This is a genomic window from Pseudoalteromonas lipolytica (assembly GCF_001306915.1).
GTDB lineage: Bacteria > Pseudomonadota > Gammaproteobacteria > Enterobacterales > Alteromonadaceae > Pseudoalteromonas > Pseudoalteromonas simplex.
In genome coordinates this window covers 250,155-272,261 of sequence record NZ_LJTC01000005.1, presented here as the reverse complement: position 1 = coordinate 272,261, position 22,107 = coordinate 250,155, and the positions used below count along the sequence as shown (strand labels likewise).

Below are 22,107 nucleotides of genomic sequence, written 5' to 3'. Positions count from 1 at the left end.
AGCCCCTTGTATTTCATCAATTCGCCCCAACTTCAAAACCATCTTCGCATAAAATTTGAGAACGAAAATGACAATTGCAGAAAATAACCCGCTCATTGGTTTAGAAGGGCTACCGCCGTTTTCTAAAATTAAACCAGCACACGTAGTGCCAGCATTAAAGGCGGCGATTGCTGAGTGTCGTACCAAAATAGATGAGGTACTGGCAAGCAAATCATACACATGGAATGATTTGGTGCTTCCGCTTGAAGAAGCTGATGACAAGTTATCACGCTTATTTTCACCGGTATCACATATGAATTTTGTCGTTAATAACGACGAGCTACGTGAAGCCTATGAGCAATGTTTGCCGTTGTTATCTGAGTATTCAACCTTTGTTGGTCAGCATCAAGGTTTGTACGATGCTTACAACGCACTTCACAGCAGTGACGAATTTAAAACACTAACGACTGCCCAGCAAAAAACCATTACTAATGCACTGCGCGATTTTGAGCTATCTGGTATTGCCTTAAAGCCTGAACAACAAAAGCGTTATGGCGAAATCAGTGCGCGCTTATCTGAGCTGGCCTCTAAGTTTGGTAACAATGTAATGGATGCAACTCTTGCTTGGCAAAAGCATATTACAGATGAAAGCGAACTGGCTGGTTTACCAGAGTCTGCGTTAGCACTAGGTGCTGATACAGCTAAAAGCAAAGAGCTAGAAGGCTGGGTATTCACGCTAGATTTTCCATCTTACTTACCAATCATGACTTATGCTGATAACCGCGAGTTACGTGAAGAGTTTTACACTGCGTTTGTGACGCGTGCCTCTGATCAAGGCCCTAACGCTGGTGAATTTGATAACTCAGCTATTATGAGCGAAGAGCTTGCCCTGCGTCATGAACTTGCCAAGTTACTTGGTTTTAACAGCTACGCTGATATGTCATTGGCGACTAAAATGGCAGAAACGCCAGAGCAAGTTTTCTCATTCTTAGAAGATTTAGCTGCTAAGTCTAAGCCACAAGCTGAGCAAGAGCTTGCTGAGCTAACAGCTTACGCAAAAGATAAGCACGGTGTGACTGAACTGGCTGCGTGGGACTACGCTTACTACGGCGAAAAGCTCAAGCAAGAGAAGTACGCGATTTCTGATGAAGTGCTGCGCCCATATTTTCCAGCCAATAAAGTTCTAAGTGGCTTATTCACTACAGTTAATCGTTTATTTGGTATTAGTGTTAAAGAAGTGACAGAGTTTGATACTTACCACCCTGATGTACGTTTCTTCGAAATTTACGATAGTAGCAATACTTTACGTGGCCGTTTTTATCTAGATTTATATGCCCGCGATCGCAAGCGTGGCGGTGCTTGGATGGATGACTGCATGGGTCGAAAAGTACGTGCAAACGGCGAATTACAAACCCCTGTTGCGTACTTAGTGTGTAACTTTAATAAAGCAGTGGGTGATAAGCCTGCTTTGTTTACGCATAACGAAGTGACTACGTTATTCCATGAGTTTGGTCATGGTATTCACCATATGTTGACACAAGTAGATGCTGCGCCAGTGGCTGGTATTAACGGTGTTGCATGGGACGCGGTTGAGTTACCAAGTCAGTTCCTTGAAAACTGGTGTTACGAAGAAGAAGCGCTGAGCTTTATTTCGGGTCATTACGAAACAGATGAGCCATTACCAAAAGAGTTACTAGATAAACTTCTTGCGGCGAAGAACTTCCAATCAGGTATGCAAATGCTGCGTCAGCTTGAGTTCTCGTTGTTTGATTTTACTATTCACCATACTTACAAAGCGGGTGAGCCATGTCATATTCAAGCAACACTTGATGAGGTACGCAGTAAAACGGCTGTTGTTAAAGCGCCAGCGTTTAATCGTTTCCAGCATGGCTTTAGCCATATTTTTGCAGGCGGTTATAGCGCAGGTTATTACTCTTATAAATGGGCTGAAGTACTCTCGGCCGATGCGTTTTCTAAATTTGAAGAAGAAGGCATTTTTAACCCAGCAACGGGCGAAGCTTTCTTAAAGAACATTTTAGAAAAAGGGGGGAGCGAAGAGCCTATGGAGCTATTTAAAAAGTTCCGCGGACGCGAACCACAAGTTGATGCACTATTAAGACATAGTGGTATTGCAGCATAATACACATTACTTAAACTAAAGTGCCGTAAGGCGCTTTTTTATTAATAATTCTTAGCAAATTCAATCTTGCGTACTATTCTTTTTAAAAACAGTTGCAGGAATTAAGTATGTCAAAACTTGTATTAGCCATTGATGATGATAAGTATGTCCATCATGTGATTGAAGAATCACTATCGGGCTTTTGCACGTTGATCCATGCTAAAAATGGTGAAGAAGGATTAAGACAGGCGATAAAGTACAGCCCAGACATTATTTTACTTGATGTTGAAATGCCTGCTAAATCAGGGTACGAGGTGTGTAACGAATTAAAAGCTAACCCGCAAACTAAAGATATTCCTGTGATGTTTTTATCGGGTAAAGCGGACTTACCAGACCGTGTAAAAGGCTATAACGCAGGTGCAGCTGATTACATTGTAAAACCATTCAATGCTGAAGAGCTGATGGCACGAATTCGTGTGTTATATCAGTACCGCCAGCATTCAAAAAAATTAACCAGTGACGTTGAGCGAGCGCAAATAACCGCCGAAATAGCGATGACTGATTCAGGTGATATGGGACGCATCATGCGCTACGTTGGGCAGACTTATCATGCGCATGATATCAAAGCGTTATCTGAGCATATGTTTGAGTTTTTTAACCCGATGGAGCTTGATGTCGTGCTGGCGTTTTGGTATCACGATGTTGGCGTGTTTTGCTGTGCAGAAGGTGGAGTATGTCCTTTAGAGCAGGAGTTACTTGAAAAACATCGTGATGCGAATCGCTTTGTTGATTTTAGCCACCGCACCATTATTAATTACCCTAAAGTGTCAATGTTAGTCAAAAACATGCCATTAGATGATGCCCAACTTTATGGTCGTTATAAAGATTTATTCCCGCACATCCTCGAAGTCACAAACGCAAAAGTTCAAGATATGGAAATTAATGAGCGGGCACTGACTCAGGCACAGCAAATTGGGAATGCCTTTAATGAACTATCTCAACAAATGTATCAAAACAGTGACTCACGCGAACGAGCGGTTGAAAAACTAGCTGCGCAATTGGATGAGTTAAATAAGTCAGTCGCACAAAGCAATTTGTCGAGTAGTGATGAAGTAACTTTTCATCTACAGCAACTAGAGCAGACTAAGTTATTATTTTCTTCGCTCAATGATGATTTAGCGTTTATAAAATATCAGTTAAAACACATTATTGAAGCGCGTAGTGATCTTCTCGCCAGTTTGCAAAAAATGGCAGAGCCTAGTCACACTGAAGATGTCACTTCACAAACGGATATCGAGCTATTTTAAGCCATGCTATACTGACGCCGATTAATATAGCTCGGAGTTTTGTGTGGTAATTCATTGTCCTTTTAAAGAAATGCGCCCTTATTTAGATGCAATAGAGTTGCGTTTTGGTTTAGCTAAGTGGGCTGAGCAGAATGCGGGCTTTTCGCTTCATTATGACGACCAAGGTCTTAGCTTGAAAAAAAAGGACGAACCTAAGCTAGGTGCAATCCACGTTGATTTTGTAACGGGTGCTGCTGCTCACCGCCGTAAGTTTGGTGGAGGTAAAGGGCAAGCTATAGCAAAGGCTGTAGGGTTAAATAAAGGTGCCACACCAGTGGTGCTTGATGCCACCGCAGGCCTTGGTCGTGATGGCTTTGTACTGGCATCACTAGGCTGTAAAGTGATTTTACATGAGCGCCATCCACTAGTTGCCGCGCTATTATTTGATGGCCTAGAACGCGCCTATAACGATGCAGAAATTGGCCCTTGGATGAAAGAAAACATGAGCTTAGTGTTTGGCTCTAGTCATACGTTACTGGCGCAATGTAGTGATACTCCTGATGTTGTGTACTTAGATCCTATGTTTCCTCATCGTGAAAAATCAGCCCTCGTTAAAAAAGAAATGCGAGTATTCCAAGAGCTTGTGGGCTCAGATAGCGATGCCGATGATCTATTAGAGTTTGCTTATCCGCTTGCTAGTAAGCGAGTGGTTGTGAAGCGGCCTGATTACGCGCCATTTTTAAATGACAAAACCCCGAGTATGCAAATCAAAACCAAAAAGAACCGCTTTGATGTATATGTAAAAGCGGCAATGGTTTAAATCTAATGTTTTTGGATGTATCTGGTTTTTTCGTGTAGTTGTTTATGGTGGCATTTCATCATATTGTCATAAAAGGTTAATATTCTACGCGCGCAACGTTACTTGGGAATATCGTTTATGCGCGTGTCATCATTTACTCGGCTATTGGCCGTTTTACTTACTCTCGCTAGTATTTTATTAGCAGCCACTCTGTTTTGGGCAAGTCAAACCTTATTCGGTTTAGAGCAACAAGATAACGCTTATAACAAGCTAAAAAACACTATCATTATTGATTTAAAAAGCTACCTTGATGATTATTTAGAACAAGGTGACAGCCAACACTTAAATAAAGCTTCTACGCTGATAAGTGATGTTAAAAAGCAGCATTTAGCTAAGTTGCCTAGTGATCTTGCAAGTCAGCTTAATAGCCAGCTAACAGCACTCGATAAAGACATCAACGGTAAGTATCGCGCTTTAGGTAAGCTATCGGGTAACGAAATGGCACTGCTCGATAACTCGTTAAGACAAATGGCAGGTTCAGCTTCATCATTAATTAGCTATGCAAGTAAAGCCGAGCCGCAAACAACGCTTGCACTTGAGTATTACCAACTAGCTGCTGACTACTACAGCGAAGTCACTTCACTTGCTTTGTACACTTATAAGTTAGTGATCAACTTTGATCAAGACACTAAAAACAGCCTCAATCAAAGTGTTGAAAACCTAAATGCGCTTGGGGCTAAAATCGATAAACTCGAAAATTTAGGTGTAATGAGCGAAGTGGATGAAGACGCTTTATTTTTTGGCGAAGAAGCAGAAGATTTGGCCGGTGACATAAAAGCTGAGTTAAGTAGCTGGCCCAAACGCTTCCCACGTGATTTAGCATCCACTCTTGAGCAAGCAGAGCAGCGTCAAACCGGTATGCAAGCCTTGCGCGAGCAAATCGGCGCCTTGTCTACAACGGTGCTCGGTGCAGAGCAAAAGCTAAAAGATGAACAGAGCGACCTTAAGCAGCAAGTGTTTATCGTATTTTGTGTAGCCATTGGCATGCTGGTGGTTTTAGCAGCGGGTGTGTATTTCGTACAGCGTAACCAAGTGCTTAACCCGCTGCGTCAATTGCGTGATGGCTTTGCTTTCTTAATTGAGAGTAATGAGCTTAAAAACATTGAGAGTAAAAATCCGAAAACTGAAGTCGGTGAAATTGCCCATTACTTTAATCAATTGATTGAGCGCCAGCGTGGTGAAGCAGAAGAACGAGCACAAATGCTTAAGGTTATTAATGACTTTATGCTAGAGATGAGCGAGCACTTACATACGATTGCCCAGCAAACTGATGCTAGCCACTCTCAGGTTGAACAAAACCAAAGTTTACTTACTGATATTCAAGACATTGGTGAACAGGTTAATAACATCAATGGTCAAGTTGCTGATAACGCCAAACAAACCTTTGGTGCGATGGAGCAGAGCCTAGGCTTTGCAGATAGCATGTTAACCGCAAGCTCTCGTACTGAAGAACGCGTTGAGCAAGGCCTAGATAGCTTAAAAGAGCTATTAAAAGGCGTTGATGATGTGGGTCAAGTTATTGAGGTGATTAAAAATATTGCTGAGCAAACAAACTTATTAGCACTGAATGCAGCGATTGAGTCGGCGCGTGCAGGTGAGCATGGCCGAGGCTTTGCGGTGGTCGCTGACGAAGTACGAAAACTTGCCAGACAAACGCAGGGGTCACTTGATGATATTCACAATCAGTTAAACCGCTTAAGTGAAAACTCCACCATGGTATCGGAGCAAATTAGTGCACTGGCTACTGATGCCGAGCTGCAAACACAAAATGCTCAAGAGCTTAAACGTAACTCAGAAGGCGTTGCCGATAACGCGCAAGATGCTAATAAAGTCGCGTTTGATGCTATGGAGCTGGCTAAACAGCAAAACGCCTTACTCGAAAACTTCAGTCAATCAATGCAAAGCATGAAAGGGCAGGTAAGCGAATCAAACTCTCTGGTTAGTGATATTCAGCATCGCCTACAAGAGCAAATGCATACCATTAAAGCCAGCTTAGGTTTATAACCCTCCAAAGGGCGAGCAATGGTTTACGTTGTTTGTCCTTAAAATCATGCTGTATTCAATTTTTTAGGTATATACTCTGTACTCTTATTTTCTTTCAAGGAATTACGATGATCGAACAAGGCCAAACTATACCTACAGCAACCCTTAGTGAATTAACTAGCGAAGGCATGCAAACCTTAACAACAGAGGCATTATTTGCAGATAAAAAAGTAGTGTTGTTTGCCGTGCCGGGTGCATTTACACCAACATGTTCTAATGCTCACTTACCTGAGTTTATTACCCTGGCCGATAAAATTACTGCTAAAGGCGTTGATGCAATCTACTGTGTATCGGTGAACGATGCATTTGTAATGAAAGCATGGGGTGAAGCTCATAACGCTGAGCATATTCGTATGTTAGCAGATGGTGATGCAAGTTTTACCAAAGCACTTGGTTTAGATAAAGACACAGCTGGTTTTGGTGGTATACGTTCTAAACGTTATGCAATGATCGTTGAAAACCAAACTGTAACAGGGCTGTTTGTTGAACAAGACAAAGAGTTTGTAGTAAGCCGCGCTGAAGCTGTGCTAGAAAAGCTTTAATAGCAATTCGTGCTTAAGTTAGTACAAAAAAGCCGGACGTAAGTCCGGCTGAAAGTCCCTGGGGGTGACTTAGGAGATCAACTATTAAGGTTGATATTGCGCATCCAGTGTAACACCCGAGAAAGTACGGTAAGCATTTAAGCTTAAGTGCCAAGTACCTGCTTGTGGATTACTGAACGTACAAGTTTCTGCGTTACCGTTTTTGTAAGGGCGACAATCATAGCTTGATGATGTTGGTTGGCTACCAAACTTAACGAATAAGTCTGAATCGCCAGTACCGCCTGATGTCGTTACTGTAAAGCTTGCCATACCGGCAGGAACATCAATAGTGTAATGCTTCCATTGGCCTGCACTTGCAGAGATATCTGTTACTGTGCCACCACCTGCTTGTGGTGAACCTGAGCCTGAACCACCGCCAGAAGTTGTTAAATCACCTACTAGGCTAACACCTGAGTATGCAGAGTAACCATTCAGCATTACATGGTAAGTACCTGCTGTTGGGTTATCGATAGAACATACTTCGTTGTTACCGCCTTTATACGGGCGACAATCATAGGTTGATGTTGTTGGTGCGCTACCTGCACGAACGTAAAGGTCAGCATCGCCTGAGCCGCCACTCATTGTGAAGGTTACGTTAGTCGCACCTGTTGGCACTTCCATTGTATAGAAAGTTTGGCTGCTAGCAGAGCCACTTAAGCCAGTTAGTGCTTGACCATCTTCTAATACGTTACCCGTTGGTGGTGGCGGTGTTGTACCTGAGGCTGCTGCAACCGCGGCTGCCGCATCAACAATACCTGTACCACAGCTAGTACATGTTGCTGGGAAAGAACGAGTTGTCGATTTTAAGATACTTTCGATTTCATCAGGTGTTGCTGATGGCTTAGCTTGTTTGATTAATGCTGCGACACCCGCAACATGTGGAGCTGCCATCGATGTACCTTGTGAGTAGTGGTATGAATCACTGCTAGGGCTTGAAGAGCCTGAGTTGTGAGTAGATAACACACCTTCAGAGTCATTCGCAAAGCTTTGTGCGCCACCCGGTGCTGCAACGTCAATGTTGCTACCGTAGTTTGAGTAGTATGCACGACCACCGTTACGACCAACAGATGCAACGTTTACAACACCATTACAGTTACCAGGGTTGTAGTTTGCAGAGTTATCGTTGTCGTTACCTGCAGCGATTACAATTACAGAACCGTTGTTACGCGCTTGATTGATTGCATTTTGCGTTGTTGAGCTACATGAACCGCTACCACCTAAACTCATGTTAATAACATCAGCAGGGTTAGCATTTGCTGGTACGCCAGAAACTGAACCACCCGATGCCCAGATGATGCCGTCAGCGATATCAGAAGTTAAACCACCACATTTACCAAGTACACGCACTGGCACTACTTTTGAGTTGTAAGCAACACCGGCAACACCTTCACCGTTATTAGTGACTGCTGCAACAGTACCCGCAACGTGTGTACCGTGCCAGCTTGAGCTTTGTGCACTGTGTGTGTAACCACATTCGTTAGCGCTGATTGCATCACCCGGATCGCGTGCATCGCTATCACGACCACCGCCGTCGTTCGCTACAGACACGTTAGAGATCATGTCATAGCCTTGAAGAATGTTAGCATTTAAATCAATATGAGGGCGGTAACCAGTATCAAGTACCGCTACAACGACACCGCTACCCGTTGCTGTATCCCAAGCAGTAGGAAGGTTAAGACCGCCCGCTTGCTCGTAGTAGTGCCATTGGTCGTCATAACGAGGGTCGTTAGGCGTTGCAAATGGCTTTAACATTTGGTCGATTTCGATGTATTCAACGTTACCAGAAGCGACCATTTCTTGCATAAATTCTTGGGTTTCTTCAGCTGATAGTTTTTTATCAGCACGCATTACGTGGTGATTACTCATCGCCATTGCACGAACGTATTGTGCTTTTACTTTACCTTTTTTGCTGCTGAAGTTTTTAATAAAGCCTTTTGCTTTTTTGTTCATCATAGTCGGCGTTTGTTCTGCTGCCGACATGGTCATCATTTCATCACTATTGTTTTTATACTTGATGATAAATTGAGTACCAAAGCCTTCTTGGCCTTGTAATTTAGCTGCAGTTTCCTGCATAGATGGTGACATAAGTTGATCTGGAGTAGCCATAGCTGCTGTTGTTCCAAACAACGCAGTCAAGCTCAGTGCAATTGCGCATTTCTTCAAGTTGTTGTTAGTTGTCATAATGATCCCTAGATTGTTATGTAAATCTCCACGATGTTTTTCGTGAAGGGGGACAAAGGTAAAATATATGTTAATTTAGTTAAAATATCGTTTTATTATGGTTGTCTCTATTTTGGTTATAACTAAATGTATAGACGTCTAAATCAGTCTTTTTATGGTGTTTTTTGATTGTTTTCTCATAATAAAGTTATAATTTTATGGTTTTGAGTTTTTACTTTATTTCGTTTTTTGGTTTTATCTTTTTTGTAAAAACACCGCTGTGTTAACACCGCAGCGACAATAACTTGTTATAATCAGCTAAATTTTTTTAGTGAGTATGATTAATGACCCAAGTAGATGTAATTGTGATTGGCGCCGGCGCCGCAGGTTTGATGTGCGCTGCACAAGCAGGCTACCGTGGTCGCAATGTTACTGTGCTTGATATGGGCAAGAAGCCGGGCCGTAAAATATTAATCAGCGGCGGCGGGCGTTGTAACTTCACCAATGAAAACGCAAGCCCAGACAACTACTTATGTGGCAATCCTCACTTTGTAAAATCGTGTTTAAGCCGTTATACCCAACATGACTTTATAGAGCTGGTGGACCGTCACGGCTTGGCGTATCACCATAAAACGCTGGGTCAGCTATTTTGTGATAACAGCGCACAAGATATCGTTGACATTCTTTTAACTGAGTGTGAGTGGGCAGGTGTTAACATAGCGCTGCGTAACGAAGTACTCAGCGTGACAAAAACCGATGCGGGTTATGAAGTTATTACCGAGCAAGATAGCTATCAATGCGAGTCGTTAGTTGTCGCATCGGGCGGATTAACCATGCCTAAGCTTGGGGCATCACCAATTGGTTATAAAATTGCCGAGCAATTTGGTTTAACAGTGTTACCAACCATGGCGGCATTAGTGCCATTTACGTTGCACCAGCACGATAAAGATCGCTTTGATGGGTTATCGGGGATCAGCATTCCTTGTCTGGTTACCAGTGAAGATGGCACCCAGTTTAAAGAAAACATCTTGTTTACTCACCGCGGCCTTTCGGGCCCAGCTATTTTACAAATCAGCTCTTTTTGGCGTGCAGGGCAAACTGTGTACATCAACTTGTTACCCGAGCTCGATTTAAAACAGCAGCTTGAGCTTTGGCGTCAAAGCCAAGGGCAAAAGTCACTAAAAAATACCCTAGCGACCATTTTACCAAAACGCTTTGTTGAAATGCTGCACGACACGAAAGCGATCCCAGATTGCAATGTAAACCAGCTAAGCCATGCGCAAATCGACGCGTTACATGACTACATTCACAATTGGCAAATTAAACCAAACGGCACAGAGGGTTATAGAACAGCCGAAGTAACGCTTGGCGGTGTAGAAACCGACGAATTAAGCTCAAAAACCTTCGAAGCGAAAAAGTCACCGGGCCTTTATTTCATCGGCGAAGTCACTGACGTCACCGGCTGGCTAGGCGGCTACAACTTCCAATACGCCTGGAGCTGTGGCTTTGCAGCAGGGCAGTATTGTTGATTTGAGTTGCGAGTTGCGAGTTGCTAGTTGCGAGTTGCAAGGGGAAAGGTGTTAGTGGTTAGGTCATAGGAGCTAGGCTCTAGGAACTAGGTGCTAGGTTAGCACTTGCTTGTAGGTCGTGCTTCAGCGCGTGGCTGTTATTAATGGAGTAATAGATGAATAAAGTTTATAAATTTTATCCAGAATATGAAGATGAATTTATTACTCCGGTTGATACCTCAGAAACGAGTTTTTTATTTTCGACGGCTCTATCAGTTCAAAATCCATTACCATGTGGGAAGGTGTTACAAGTTGAGTTTCAAGGACGAAGAGGCTTTTCGCAAAACTCCTTCTATTGGCTTCATCCTCAATGTTTAGTTTGTGACCTAGTTGCATATAATAAATTAAACGATTTATTGAGTGGTTGCGGGTTTTGGTCGGAATTAATGCTAGATGGTGAAGCTCTATATTTGTTTTCTGTGACAAAAGAAATCAATGTACTAAATGAAGATGATTCTGACTTTGTAGAGCTGAATGGTTTCAAACTCGATATTAAGCGTTATAGCTTCAAATACTTTAATGAGTCTGAAGATCCTATTTTTCTAATAACTAATATGAAAGGTCACTATCCATTAATGTCAGGCTATTTAGTAAAAAAAATAAAAGAGTTTGAAATATCTGGGCTTAAATTCAAGTTACTTTAATTTGTTGTTTTTATTCGGTTATTATTCTATGAACAGCTTTAAAGCTTACTTATTTTTATGTTTTCTACTGGTGGTTACATTTCATTCGCACGCTGATGATGTTAGTTGGCAGTGGCCATCAGATTTGGAAAAAGCGATATTGAAAGCCGATACCTCAGTGCAAAATATAGAGCTTGGTTCTTACTGGGATACACGTTATAGGGCTGCTGTATTTTCTGTTGCAAACTCAATATCAATCGGTTGGTCTAGTAGAGGGTTTAATCCAGAAATATACAATACGGTTTTGAATAATATTTGGAATAATACGAGTCAAAAGCACTTGCTAAATGACAACTTAATTCGCTTATCTTCTTTAACGTGGAGGTTAAACCTTAAGAATAGATGCTTTGATGCTAACGTGAATAAAAGCCGTGCTCGTAAGTACATCATTGAAATGATTAACTCGGATGAGAATGTTTTAAAAAACTCTGCAATCAGTGGGCTCGGGTTATTAGGCGAACGTGAAGATGTTGATATGTTGATTGAGCTATTGATTAACAATCAAAATACCTTTGTTGGATCTTCTGCATTAAGCTCTCTTTTGCTTGTTGAAGGTGATTACGCGCTAGAAATGCTTAGGACTAATATACAAAAAGTCTCCAATGATTCTCTAAAGCAGCAGATTAACGAAGAGCTTAGCTTCATACGAGTCAGTGATGATAAGTGCGCTGAATAAAATCTATCGCATTCATAAAAAGTCAAACTATGCTTGTAGCACCAAGCACCAAGCACCAAGCACCTAGACAAGACTACATAAGGTTACATATTTATTTTTTCATGCATATGATTGGTGATAAGTAGTTAAATAAAACCATTAGAGTTAAGCTAAATTATTTTCTGACGCCATGGGCGAGGTAGTAGCAAAAAGAAAGACCTGACCCCATGAATTTTCAAGAGGTGACGTCAACTTTAGAATTCAAGGCAATGATGTTGTTGTTACCACCCCTAAAAATGAGTTTGTTACAATTTTAAAGGATGGGGTAAATCAAAACACTTCTGTAAAAAATGCTTTGGGAAAACAATAGACTATGATAAATGAAAATTTGAACAAATATTCTGGGAGTAAAGTTACCTCTATTTTATTGCTACTTCATAAAATAGAAGACGAGGTTGATTTTGAACACCCTGTTGAAGTTTGCCTGAAATTTGATAACGAAGAATTGCTAACTATCCAGTGTGCAAGAAATGGGCAATCAATAGATATAACTTCAGAGCATCCAAAAGAAATTAAAATGGAAGAATTGGGCGATTATGTGATTGCAGAGCTTCCAACTGATAGTAATCTAAATAATCTGGTAGGCAGTCGCCTCGTTAAAATATCAGAAGTATATTCAGAATACTGTAAATCAGTAATAGGTCTATTTTTTGAAACTTCTAGAAGCAAAAGCAGTATACTTAATTTGGGAGATGAGTTGTTTATTTTCTCTGACATTCCATCTGAAGTTATAAGCGAAGAAAAGTTAATAATAAGAAATTCAAAATAACTTTTACTTAGCTTAACGGGACATCCTCAGAGAATTTTGAATCCAAAGCCTCGCACTAGCGGGGCTTTGTTTTTTCTAGCTGTGGTGGCTTGGATTTTGTTTTCAAGACTGGCTAAGCTGCTCAATGAAAAAACGTTTTCTGGTATGGGTGAGGTAGTGACAAAAGCAAAACCTGCTCCCATGTGTTTGAAGCGCAGTAAAAGGAGCATGATTTATAATGACTGAAATTACAAAAACTCAAAGATTGGTCTGTAATGAATTTAATGCTGACTTTGTATCATCTCCCGAAGATATGAAAGTTGGGATTTCTCGTAACGTCAAGCAAGGGGTTATTCCTATTAATGGACTAAGACACTCCCCTGAAGGAGATGCAACAGGTTGGTACATTTGGGGGGGAGAAGAGTTTTCTGAAGAACCTGATTTTTTCGTTCCTCTTCATGTTGCTCATTTAGGTGAGTGGTGTCCTGATATTAAAAAGTATCTTGCGCTACCTCCGGGTTATAGGTTTTTAATCGCAGGAGACTATGTTGATGTTTGGTTTGATGGGTCTTTATTAAATATTTGACGACATAGTTTGAATTCTAAGCTTCGCACTCTAGGGTTTCGTTCTTAATAAACAGTGACTCAAAGAAGAAACTCGATATCTTATATTTGCACCTAGCTCCTAGCCCCTAGCCCCTAAACTAGACAACTATAAGGTTACCCATTTATTTTTCATGCATATGATAGGTGATAAGTAGTTAAATAAAACCATTGGGGTTAAGCTAAATTATTTTCTGACGCCATGGGCGAGGTAGTGGCAAAAAGCAAAAGCCCATGTGTATGTAAACACCTAGATCAGTAAGTATAAAGCTGGAAGAAAATGATTATTGAAATTACGAAGTGGTCCACGGGCTTTAGAAAAATATCTTTTAATAAGGTATTGCGTCGAGAGTTGAAAATGACGATTGCAGAGGCAAAGACCACTGTGAATGAAATTCTTGTGGGAAATACTGTAAGACTGCCATATACAAAAGAGTTGGAACTTGAGGTTAAGAAAGCAGAATTATCTTACGACCTTATTGATGATTAAAAATTAAGAGGATTCTACCTTAGTTTGAATCCAAATATTTTCTAACAGGAATCTGGGTTTGTTTTCAAAAAACAGCGACTCAAAGAAGTTACTGGATATCTTATATTTGCACCTAAAACCTAGACTTGCCACCATAAATAGCAACCAACATTATCGAACTTATAGCTAACATCTAATGTTACGGTGGCTTCATGCTATTGAGTAATGAGCTGAACTCGAGTGCCTGTAAATCTCAAAGTGCTCTAATAACTCGGTTTGAAATAAAAAAGCCGCTAACTTAGCGGCTTTGTTGGTTGCGAAAATATGATACCAATCGACTTAACACGATTGATATAGGGTTAACGTAGGTCGAAACGATCTAGCGTCATCACTTTAGTCCACGCTGCTACGAAGTCATCAACGAACTTCTGTTTAGCATCGTCAGAGGCATACACTTCAGCAATTGAACGTAGCTCTGAGTTTGAACCGAAGATTAAATCTACTGGTGTTGCTGTCCACTTAAGTTTGCCTGATTGACGGTCACGGCCTTCGTAAACACCTTCTTCAGAAGACTTAGACCACTTCGTTGACATATCTAATAGGTTAACGAAGAAATCGTTGCTTAATGTGCCAGGTTTTTTCGTGAATACACCGTGTTTAGTTTGGTCAGTATTCGCGTTAAGGGCACGCATACCACCTAGTAGTGCAGTCATTTCTGGTACAGATAAGCTTAGTAAATCAGCACGTTCAACTAACATTTCAGCCGGTGATTTCCATGCTGTGCTGTAGTAATTACGGAACGCATCTGCTGTTGGCTCAAGTACTTCGAATGATTCAACGTCAGTCATTTCTAATGATGCGTCCATACGGCCTGGCTTGAACGGTACTACGATAGAGAAACCTGCGTCGCTTGCTGCTTTTTCGATTGCAGCCGCACCACCAAGAACAATCATATCTGCAAGTGAAATTTCTTTACCGCCAGGTGCTTTTTTGTTGAACTTAGTTTGGATTTTCTCAAGTTTGCTAAGTACTTTAGCCACTTCTTTCGGGTTGTTTACCGGCCAATCTTTTTGCGGAGCAAAACGAATACGTGCACCGTTTGCACCACCACGCATATCTGTGTCGCGGTAGCTTGCTGCTGATGCCCAAGCAACACGCACTAGTTCAGATACAGATAAACCTGAATCTAAGATGCTAGCTTTAAGTGACGCGATATCTTTGCTGTCTACTAGTTTGTGATCAACCGCAGGGATGTAGTCTTGCCAAATTAATACTTCTTCTGGCACTAGGTCACCTAGGTAACGAGCACGTGGGCCCATATCGCGGTGGTTTAGTTTGAACCATGCTTTAGCAAATGCCAGTTCGAACTCTTTCGGGTCGTTTAAGAAACGCTCTGAGATCTTACGGAATTCAGGATCTGCTTTTAACGCGATATCAGTTGTGAACATGATAGGCGCATGACGCTTACCTTTAATGTGTGCATCTGGCACTAGGTTAGACGCTTGACCATTTTCAGGGATCCATTGAGTCGCACCTGCAGGGCTCTTAGTTTTAACCCATTCAAAAGCAAATAAGTTTTGTAGGTAGTTGATTGACCAGCGTGTTGGTGTCACTGTCCATGCACCTTCAAGACCTGAAGTGATGGTGTCTTCTGAGTGACCTTTACCACATTTGTTTTTCCAACCTAAACCTTGCTCTTCGATACCGGCTGCTGCAGGCTCTTTGTCTAAGCAGGTCGCTTTTTTCGCACCGTGTGCTTTACCAAAGCTGTGACCACCGGCGATTAGTGCAACGATTTCTTCATCGTTCATTGCCATGCGGCCGAATGATAAACGGATGTCGTCTGCTGCAAGTAGTGGATCAGGGTTACCGTGAGGGCCTTCTGGGTTTACATAGATTAAGCCCATCTCAACTGCCGCTAATGGGCCTTTAAGTTTGCCTTTTTTGTCACGACGTTCGTCAGTTAACATTTTGCCTTCAGGGCCCCAGTATACGTAATCTGGTTCCCAATCGTCTTCACGACCACCGGCATAACCAAAGGTTTTGAAGCCCATTGATTCAAGCGCAACGTTACCTGTTAACGCCATCAAGTCAGCCCAAGAAATGCTGCGACCGTATTTTTGTTTTATAGGCCAAAGTAAACGACGTGCCTTATCAAGGTTTGCGTTATCAGGCCAGCTATTTAGCGGGTCGAAACGTTGTTGACCACCGCCTGCGCCACCACGACCATCAAACGTACGGTAAGTACCTGATGCGTGCCACGCCATACGGATGAAGAATGGACCATAGTGACCGTAGTCAGCAGGCCACCAATCTTGAGAATCAGTCAATACTTTCTCAATATCAGCTTTCACTGCGTTTAGGTCTAACTTTAAGAATTCTTTTTTGTAATCAAAGTAAGGACCCATAGGATCAGACTCTGCACCATGGGCACGAAGTTGGCTAAGATCTAATTGCTCTGGCCACCAGAATTGGTTTGATTTGATGTCGTTTGTAGCTTGTACGCCTGTTGCCACCAACAGTGATACCGCAACAGCTACTTTAGACAAAGCTGACGTTGATTTTTTAAACATTGTGTAGTCTCCAGTTAGAAGTTGGGTGAAATATAGATTTGTTCAGATTAACTTTCCACTTACAAACTGGGGTTTAAATCGATTGATAAAATCGAAAAAACAGATGGTTTAATTGATTTTATAGAACAAAGCCAGCGAAAATGCTGGCTCTAGGGGAGGTGTGCAGTAAGCTTAAATTTAACTTATTGCTTATTCTTCAATAAGGGTACGCCGTTTTTGATCCACTCAGCGGCTGGTTTGCCTTTTAAGTAGTGATCAAAATATTCCATCATGCGTACTGAGAAATCCACTTGGTTAGGGAATTTCTTCAGGTGATGTGGTTCACCTTCGTATTGTAAGAAGGTGGCATCTTTACCCGCACGACGAAGTGCTAGGTAGTATTGAACACCTTCGTGCCATGGCACAGCATCATCTTTGTCGCCAAACATAATCAGAATTGGGGTATTCACTTTATCGGCGAAGAACACTGGTGAGTTTTCGATGTATAGCTCTGGCGCTTCGAATAACGTTTTACCAATGCGGCTTTGCCCTGTTTCGTATTGGAACTGACGAGCAAGACCTGATTTTAAGCGAATACCGCTGTATGCACTGGTCATGTTAGATACTGGCGCACCCGATACAACCGCCTTAAACATATCTGTTTGCGTGATCATAAAGGCACTTTGGTAGCCTGCCCATGAGTGACCTTGTAAACCAATTTTATCTGGATCAGCAATGCCTAAATCAATTAACTTTTGAGTTGCGTTGATCATCGTTTGAGTTGACGATTTACCCGGATGACCAATTTCAAAACGGATATCAGGTAAGAAAATCGCATAACCATTTGAAGTAAACATCGGGAAGTTAGGACGATGATTTAACTCCATTTTCGGGAAGTCATACATGCGTTGGCTCATATAGCGGTAGAAGTACACAACCACTGGCACCTTATCGCCTTTTTTGTAGCCCGCAGGTTTGATCAATACACCTTGTAAGTCTTCACCATCAAACCCTTTGTAGCTAATAAGCTCTGGTTTTTCGCCCCATGCAAAGTTGCTAATTTGTGGGTTGAGGTTGGTAACACGCTGTGGATTTTTGAAGCTAAAATCAGCTTGGTAGTAATCAGGGAATTGCTGATATGTTTGCGCTGTGAATAGGTATTTGTCGGCATTTTTCGCCTTTTTAACTACATCATAGCGCTTTTTACCCGAAAGTACTTTGCTTACTTTATTGCTTGTTAAATCAAGTTTTGCAATTTCAGTTTGCTTATCTTGCAGGTTGGTTGCGCTTAGTAATAATGTTTCGTCTTTGGCAAAGCCCACTTGGTCTTTATCTAGTTTAATAACACGATATTGGGTATTGCTTTCTTTACCTTGAGTTAGGCGCGTTGCCTTTTGTGTTGCGACATCAAAAGCCCAAATATCAAATTTACTGTAAACCAGTACTTGGCTGCTGTCGTTTAACCAGCCTGCAAAACCATAACCCGGCTGAGGTGATGGGTAGTCATGTTTATCATCAGCAAAAATAGCGTTAATTGCTTTAGATAAGGTTGAAACCTTGTTGTTACCTAAATCTTTAAGCTGTACTTGGCTGTCTTGGAAAAATGCTGCAAATTGACCATTTGGCGCAAGGCTTGGTCTAAACGGATAGTCGCTGACGATAGCAGTTTGTTTACCAGTTTTAACATCAACACTGAAGTAATCTGCGTAAAAGCCGCCATACATAATACGTTCTAGGTAAGGTCGGTCTGAATAGCCTAATAGCGCTTCGCGATGAGTATTAAGTGAGACCTCAGGCATGCTCGGCGTGCTTAACTGCACAACTTGCTGACCATTTACATGATATACCGCTTGGTAGTGGCGAAGCTTATTCGCTTTGTTCCATTGCTGCTCTTCGCGTGGCTTAATTTCAGCGTCTTTATTGTGCCAAACGTTAAGGCCCTTTTGGTCGCGAATGGTATCGAAATCATATAAAGAGGCTTCATCTTTGTATTCTTTTAGGGCAACTTTTGCAGCGAGTTTAGGGTGGTTTTCAAAGTATAAACGAGCACCATCTTCAGACCATTTTAGCGATGCTGTTTTGCCAATAGTCCAGCTGCTATCTGCAGAATTAATGGTTGAAAGTGCCCCATTTTGTAAAAGCTGTAAGCTGTGGTCACGACGGCGTGTATCATCATTAACGTAATTACCAATTAACAGCGCTGCGGTATTGCTGTTTGGCTGCCAAGCAATTTTGTTTGCCACAACGCCCGGCTCATCAATCAGTATACTCGTTGCAAAGTCATTATTAAGATTAACTAATACAACTTGGTTGTCGGCACCATCACTGTAGCTTTGGCTTGCTAATAACTGCTCACCGGTACTGCTCATCGCATAGCTGAATACGTTGTTGAGAGTGTGCGTGGTTTTGTCTTGAAGGTTAACAAGCACTAAATCAAAGCTTTTATCTTTTTTGTCTGGCTTGATTTCGCTGCTGTTTTCGTCTTTTTCTTCGCTGTCTTTTTTATCTGCTTTTTTATCGAGTCGGTAAGCAAGCCATGCACCATCATCCGATAATACATAGTCTTTTACATCGTTAAAGGTCTGTTGCTCACCACTTTTAGTATTCACTAAAACAAGGTTGTTCTTTAGCTCATCTTTTTTCTTGGTGGTTTCTTTTTCAAGTAAGCTTGGTACCTGAGTAAAAGCCACCCAGTTTGCTGCTTTATTAATAGTTGGGCGAGTACCGCGCTCAACGCTAGTTAGTAGGGTGTTGTTGTTTAATGTATAAACCTGACCTTGTGCATTACCGCGATAAGGGTCGGCACTAAAGCTAAGAATTTGGCCATCTTCAGAAAGTTGGGTGCCTTTTGCGTATTTAAAATCAAACACGTCTTTAAATTGCAGAGCTTCTTTCGCACTAATCTGTGCACTACCAAGGCTTGTCACCAAGGCTAAGCTCAAAAGTGATAATTGCGCTTTCATTCATCTTTCTCGTTGTTTTTAAATTGACGCACCCAGTGTAGCGTTTTTAATAAACAATTCGAGTAGAAACGATAAATCGCATATTTATCACGTTGGTTACGTAACTCTAATACATGAAGTTAAAAAGATACTTTAATAGTGAAGCCACCCTGCGTGTCAAAACTACACTTACCACCTAAAGCAAGCACTCGCTCTTCAATAAATAAAAGGCCATAGCCACCAGATTCTGCGTTGTTACGCACTTGCTCACCATTATCTTTAATTAAGAGATCTATGGCTTGCTTATTTACACTCAACTGAACTAATAATTGTGAGGCGCTGCTGTGTTTAATGCAATTGGTAACAGCTTCTTGGCAGATTCTGTAAATAGCCGTTTGGTGTTCATCAGCCAAGGTATTGTTGATATCTAAGTTCGTTTGATACTCGATATCAGCTTTATTTAATAGGGATTTTAATTTGCCATTTTTTAGAGCGTGTTCAAGGCCTAACTCGTCAAGCTCTCTCGGTCTCAAATGATGCATAATTTGATACACAGAGTCATACATAGCTTTGGCATTTTCTCTAAGGGTAGCAATGATTGAATTATTGCTGTTTTGTTGTGAGAGTGATAATACTGCTAAATCTGTTTTTAGCGCTGTGAGATTTTGCCCTAATTCGTCATGTAATTCTTGAGACAGATATTTGCGCTCGTCTTCTTGGATTGTAACCATCCGTTTTGCAAGTTGTTTGTTTTTAGCAAGTAATTGAGAAAGTTGTTCATTGCTTTGTTGTAATTCAGCGTTTTTTAATTTGAGTTCATTTGTTGCAGTACCAATTAAAAGCCCAGTAATTGAGTTTGCTAAGATAAATAACTGACTTATATAAGTATTCGTTGCATCTTGTTGGATGCCTGCTTGTACAACAATTAGACTATTGCTGAGTAAAGCACTCAAAATAGCACCTGTTGTAGCAAACTTATAAGAAAACCAAAGAATAGGCAGTAAAGAGAACAAGCGTAGCAGAGAATATAGGTCAGGCCTATGTATATAGGCTGCAAGGTAAACTATGGTCAGGGCTAACAGCGCAATTACGAGTAAATAGTTGTTTAGCGTAATTTTATGTTTATAGCTTGCCTTAATACTTAGCAATATTGGCGCAACGAGTAGTGTCCCCGTTAAATCACCTAGGGTCATATTGAGTTGGTATTGTAATAACTGCTTACCAGCTAACCATGTAGTGAACTCAAAAGCACTAGCAAACAAAAACCACTTGATAGCGGCTGTTGAAGTAGCCAACAAAACGATTGAGATAATGCCGGTATTAGCATCGATCTTGGGTGGCCAACGACTTTCTTTAAAGCAGTGTACTATTATCATGTAGGTAGCTTCTTGCCAAAAGCCATGTAATAAATCGAAGTGCCAAGCATCGTTATAAAACATGCCGATATAAGCAGCATAAAGCCTTGAGCTAAACCAAAGAATTGGCCAAAACCTAATTGGGAAGATAATAAAAAAAGCGAGCTTAACTCCCGCAGGCAAGAATATGGCGCTACTTTGCGCCACCGTTTCTAAATGATTACTTACCCAAGAAGAAAAGCATAAGGTAACAAAGTAAATAACAGCGACTAGAGCTTGTTTTGTAAACTCAGCAAAAGCTTGGTTTACAGATACATTCACGAAAGGAAAATTATGCCAGTTCATCAAGCGCAATGAGTCCATTATCTATTGCAATTTTGAGTAAATCGAACGAGTTAGATACTTTTAGTTTTTGGTAAATATTAGCCTTATGAACATGAGCAGTTTTAGGCATCATGTCTAACTGTTGCGCCACTTGTTTTGCGTTAAGCCCTTTTGCAAATAGAGGTAAAGCTTCCTTTTCTCTTGGTGTTAGTAAAGCGAGTTTATTAGAAGGGTCTTTATAGTTAAACTTCACATCTTCACTTATATACCTGCCGCCCTTAATTACAGAATTGACAGCGTCGATTAAGGCTTCTGATGCTGAACGTTTAGAGACGTAACCTTGCGCGCCCAAGCTAAGAGCGTTGCTTACATAAGGCTCGTAGTCATACATGGAGGCAACAATTGTTTTAATTTCAGGGTAGTAACTATTTAAGTAGCTTAAAAATGCTAGGCCAGTTTCTCCTTCATGCATTGAAATATCAACAATAAAAATATCAGGTTGTTCAATTTCAACGGCAAGTTTAGCCTCGCTAACCGTGCAGGTTTCAATAATTACCTGCCACTCCTGTTGTAGTTCTAGTAACTTTTTAAAGCTATCCCTTACTAGTTGGTGATCTTCAATAATACCAATACGCATGTTTCCCTCCATCAAATTTGATTATATCTCTAATTCAAATGGTTATGTCTAGGAATAATTCTTAGAATTTTGTGCGAACTACATCTTCTTTGTTGCTTATTCCATGAGTTTCAGAAACTTGTATGAATCGCTGTGTTATTGATCTTGGACAAGGTTGCGACATTGACTCTGTATGTTAGGGTGATACATTGAAATTGAACTGAAATTCTAGCTAAAGGAGTTGCCCATGTTAGGTGAGAAACACTCGTTATTGAATGAATTCCCTGAGTTTAATGAACTAATCCACAGCCTTGCGAAACACGATGCTCATTTCAAGAAAACCATGCAGCGTTATGATGATATGGATAAAGAAATTCGTGAGCTTGAATTGCAAAACTCGCCGATTGAAGATGCGGATATGCATGAAAAAAAGCATCAACGCGCCGTGCTTAAAGATGAACTTTATGACCTTTTAAAAGCCAATGCTTAATAATTGAATCGAAGC

The 22,107-nt window shown here is 41.2% G+C and carries 17 protein-coding genes; 12 read left to right on the top strand and 5 right to left on the bottom strand.

What is annotated here, in order from left to right:
* The first annotated feature begins 67 nt into the window (after positions 1-67).
* From prlC to AOG27_RS09440, 5 genes are all read left to right on the top strand, one after another.
* Positions 68-2,119, top strand: a complete 2,052-nt coding sequence (prlC, locus tag AOG27_RS09460) for an oligopeptidase A (protein WP_054552775.1) — start codon at positions 68-70, stop codon at positions 2,117-2,119.
* Positions 2,120-2,226: 107 nt separating this feature from the next.
* Entirely contained in the window at positions 2,227-3,405 is a 1,179-nt protein-coding gene (locus AOG27_RS09455; protein WP_054552774.1) for a response regulator, read from the top strand.
* Positions 3,406-3,448: 43 nt separating this feature from the next.
* Complete coding sequence (locus AOG27_RS09450; protein WP_054552773.1) at positions 3,449-4,204, top strand: class I SAM-dependent methyltransferase; 756 nt, start codon at positions 3,449-3,451, stop codon at positions 4,202-4,204.
* A gap of 117 nt (positions 4,205-4,321) precedes the next feature.
* A complete protein-coding gene (locus tag AOG27_RS09445) occupies positions 4,322-6,247 on the top strand; it encodes a methyl-accepting chemotaxis protein (protein WP_054552772.1) in 1,926 nt (641 codons plus the stop codon).
* 107 nt (positions 6,248-6,354) lie between these two features.
* A complete protein-coding gene (locus AOG27_RS09440; RefSeq protein WP_054552771.1) occupies positions 6,355-6,828 on the top strand; it encodes a peroxiredoxin in 474 nt (157 codons plus the stop codon).
* Positions 6,829-6,912: 84 nt separating this feature from the next.
* Here the strand turns inward: AOG27_RS09440 and AOG27_RS09435 are convergent, their stop codons facing one another.
* On the bottom strand, positions 6,913-9,048 hold the full coding sequence (locus tag AOG27_RS09435) for a S8 family peptidase (RefSeq protein ID WP_054552770.1): 2,136 nt from the start codon (positions 9,046-9,048) through the stop codon (positions 6,913-6,915).
* A 323-nt stretch (positions 9,049-9,371) separates the two neighbouring features.
* Here AOG27_RS09435 and AOG27_RS09430 point away from each other — a divergent pair, with 323 nt between their 5' ends.
* The 6 genes from AOG27_RS09430 to AOG27_RS09405 all read left to right on the top strand — a co-directional run bounded on the left by AOG27_RS09430 (position 9,372) and on the right by AOG27_RS09405 (position 13,834).
* On the top strand, positions 9,372-10,556 hold the full coding sequence (locus tag AOG27_RS09430; protein WP_054552769.1) for an NAD(P)/FAD-dependent oxidoreductase: 1,185 nt from the start codon (positions 9,372-9,374) through the stop codon (positions 10,554-10,556).
* Positions 10,557-10,711: 155 nt separating this feature from the next.
* A complete protein-coding gene (locus AOG27_RS09425) occupies positions 10,712-11,239 on the top strand; it encodes a hypothetical protein (protein ID WP_054552768.1) in 528 nt (175 codons plus the stop codon).
* A gap of 28 nt (positions 11,240-11,267) precedes the next feature.
* Positions 11,268-11,954: a hypothetical protein gene (locus AOG27_RS09420; RefSeq protein ID WP_054552767.1), complete on the top strand. Its 687-nt coding sequence runs from the start codon at positions 11,268-11,270 to the stop codon at positions 11,952-11,954.
* 352 nt (positions 11,955-12,306) lie between these two features.
* The gene (locus AOG27_RS09415) at positions 12,307-12,762 is read left to right on the top strand and encodes a hypothetical protein (RefSeq protein ID WP_054552766.1); all 456 of its coding nucleotides are present in this window, start codon (positions 12,307-12,309) and stop codon (positions 12,760-12,762) included.
* A gap of 217 nt (positions 12,763-12,979) precedes the next feature.
* Entirely contained in the window at positions 12,980-13,327 is a 348-nt protein-coding gene (locus AOG27_RS09410; protein ID WP_054552765.1) for a hypothetical protein, read from the top strand.
* 297 nt (positions 13,328-13,624) lie between these two features.
* A complete protein-coding gene (locus tag AOG27_RS09405) occupies positions 13,625-13,834 on the top strand; it encodes a hypothetical protein (RefSeq protein WP_054552764.1) in 210 nt (69 codons plus the stop codon).
* A gap of 338 nt (positions 13,835-14,172) precedes the next feature.
* Here the strand turns inward: AOG27_RS09405 and katG are convergent, their stop codons facing one another.
* The 4 genes from katG to AOG27_RS09385 all read right to left on the bottom strand — a co-directional run bounded on the left by katG (position 14,173) and on the right by AOG27_RS09385 (position 21,623).
* Positions 14,173-16,386 (bottom strand): catalase/peroxidase HPI, encoded by a 2,214-nt coding sequence (gene katG / locus AOG27_RS09400; protein WP_054552763.1) that lies wholly within the window; start codon positions 16,384-16,386, stop codon positions 14,173-14,175.
* 182 nt (positions 16,387-16,568) lie between these two features.
* The gene (locus AOG27_RS09395) at positions 16,569-19,328 is read right to left on the bottom strand and encodes a prolyl oligopeptidase family serine peptidase (RefSeq protein WP_054552762.1); all 2,760 of its coding nucleotides are present in this window, start codon (positions 19,326-19,328) and stop codon (positions 16,569-16,571) included.
* Between the two features lie 119 nt (positions 19,329-19,447).
* Entirely contained in the window at positions 19,448-21,007 is a 1,560-nt protein-coding gene (locus AOG27_RS09390; protein ID WP_054552761.1) for a histidine kinase, read from the bottom strand.
* Complete coding sequence (locus AOG27_RS09385) at positions 20,994-21,623, bottom strand: response regulator transcription factor (RefSeq protein ID WP_054552760.1); 630 nt, start codon at positions 21,621-21,623, stop codon at positions 20,994-20,996. The genes AOG27_RS09390 and AOG27_RS09385 overlap by 14 nt, the downstream gene beginning before the upstream one ends.
* A 226-nt stretch (positions 21,624-21,849) precedes the next feature.
* Here AOG27_RS09385 and AOG27_RS09380 point away from each other — a divergent pair, with 226 nt between their 5' ends.
* The gene (locus AOG27_RS09380) at positions 21,850-22,092 is read left to right on the top strand and encodes a YdcH family protein (RefSeq protein WP_054552759.1); all 243 of its coding nucleotides are present in this window, start codon (positions 21,850-21,852) and stop codon (positions 22,090-22,092) included.
* Positions 22,093-22,107: the final 15 nt, after the last annotated feature.

Excerpts from the sequence above, each read along its gene's own strand:
- prlC (WP_054552775.1), top strand. The coding sequence starts at position 68 with ATGACAATTGCAGAAAATAACCCGCTCATTGGTTTAGAAGGGCTACCG.
- AOG27_RS09455 (WP_054552774.1), top strand. The coding sequence starts at position 2,227 with ATGTCAAAACTTGTATTAGCCATTGATGATGATAAGTATGTCCATCAT.
- AOG27_RS09445 (WP_054552772.1), top strand. The coding sequence starts at position 4,322 with ATGCGCGTGTCATCATTTACTCGGCTATTGGCCGTTTTACTTACTCTC.
- AOG27_RS09440 (WP_054552771.1), top strand. The coding sequence starts at position 6,355 with ATGATCGAACAAGGCCAAACTATACCTACAGCAACCCTTAGTGAATTA.
- AOG27_RS09435 (WP_054552770.1), bottom strand. The coding sequence starts at position 9,048 with ATGACAACTAACAACAACTTGAAGAAATGCGCAATTGCACTGAGCTTG.
- AOG27_RS09430 (WP_054552769.1), top strand. The coding sequence starts at position 9,372 with ATGACCCAAGTAGATGTAATTGTGATTGGCGCCGGCGCCGCAGGTTTG.
- AOG27_RS09425 (WP_054552768.1), top strand. The coding sequence starts at position 10,712 with ATGAATAAAGTTTATAAATTTTATCCAGAATATGAAGATGAATTTATT.
- AOG27_RS09420 (WP_054552767.1), top strand. The coding sequence starts at position 11,268 with ATGAACAGCTTTAAAGCTTACTTATTTTTATGTTTTCTACTGGTGGTT.
- AOG27_RS09415 (WP_054552766.1), top strand. The coding sequence starts at position 12,307 with ATGATAAATGAAAATTTGAACAAATATTCTGGGAGTAAAGTTACCTCT.
- AOG27_RS09410 (WP_054552765.1), top strand. The coding sequence starts at position 12,980 with ATGACTGAAATTACAAAAACTCAAAGATTGGTCTGTAATGAATTTAAT.
- AOG27_RS09405 (WP_054552764.1), top strand. The coding sequence starts at position 13,625 with ATGATTATTGAAATTACGAAGTGGTCCACGGGCTTTAGAAAAATATCT.
- katG (WP_054552763.1), bottom strand. The coding sequence starts at position 16,386 with ATGTTTAAAAAATCAACGTCAGCTTTGTCTAAAGTAGCTGTTGCGGTA.
- AOG27_RS09395 (WP_054552762.1), bottom strand. The coding sequence starts at position 19,328 with ATGAAAGCGCAATTATCACTTTTGAGCTTAGCCTTGGTGACAAGCCTT.
- AOG27_RS09390 (WP_054552761.1), bottom strand. The coding sequence starts at position 21,007 with ATGAACTGGCATAATTTTCCTTTCGTGAATGTATCTGTAAACCAAGCT.
- AOG27_RS09385 (WP_054552760.1), bottom strand. The coding sequence starts at position 21,623 with ATGCGTATTGGTATTATTGAAGATCACCAACTAGTAAGGGATAGCTTT.
- AOG27_RS09380 (WP_054552759.1), top strand. The coding sequence starts at position 21,850 with ATGTTAGGTGAGAAACACTCGTTATTGAATGAATTCCCTGAGTTTAAT.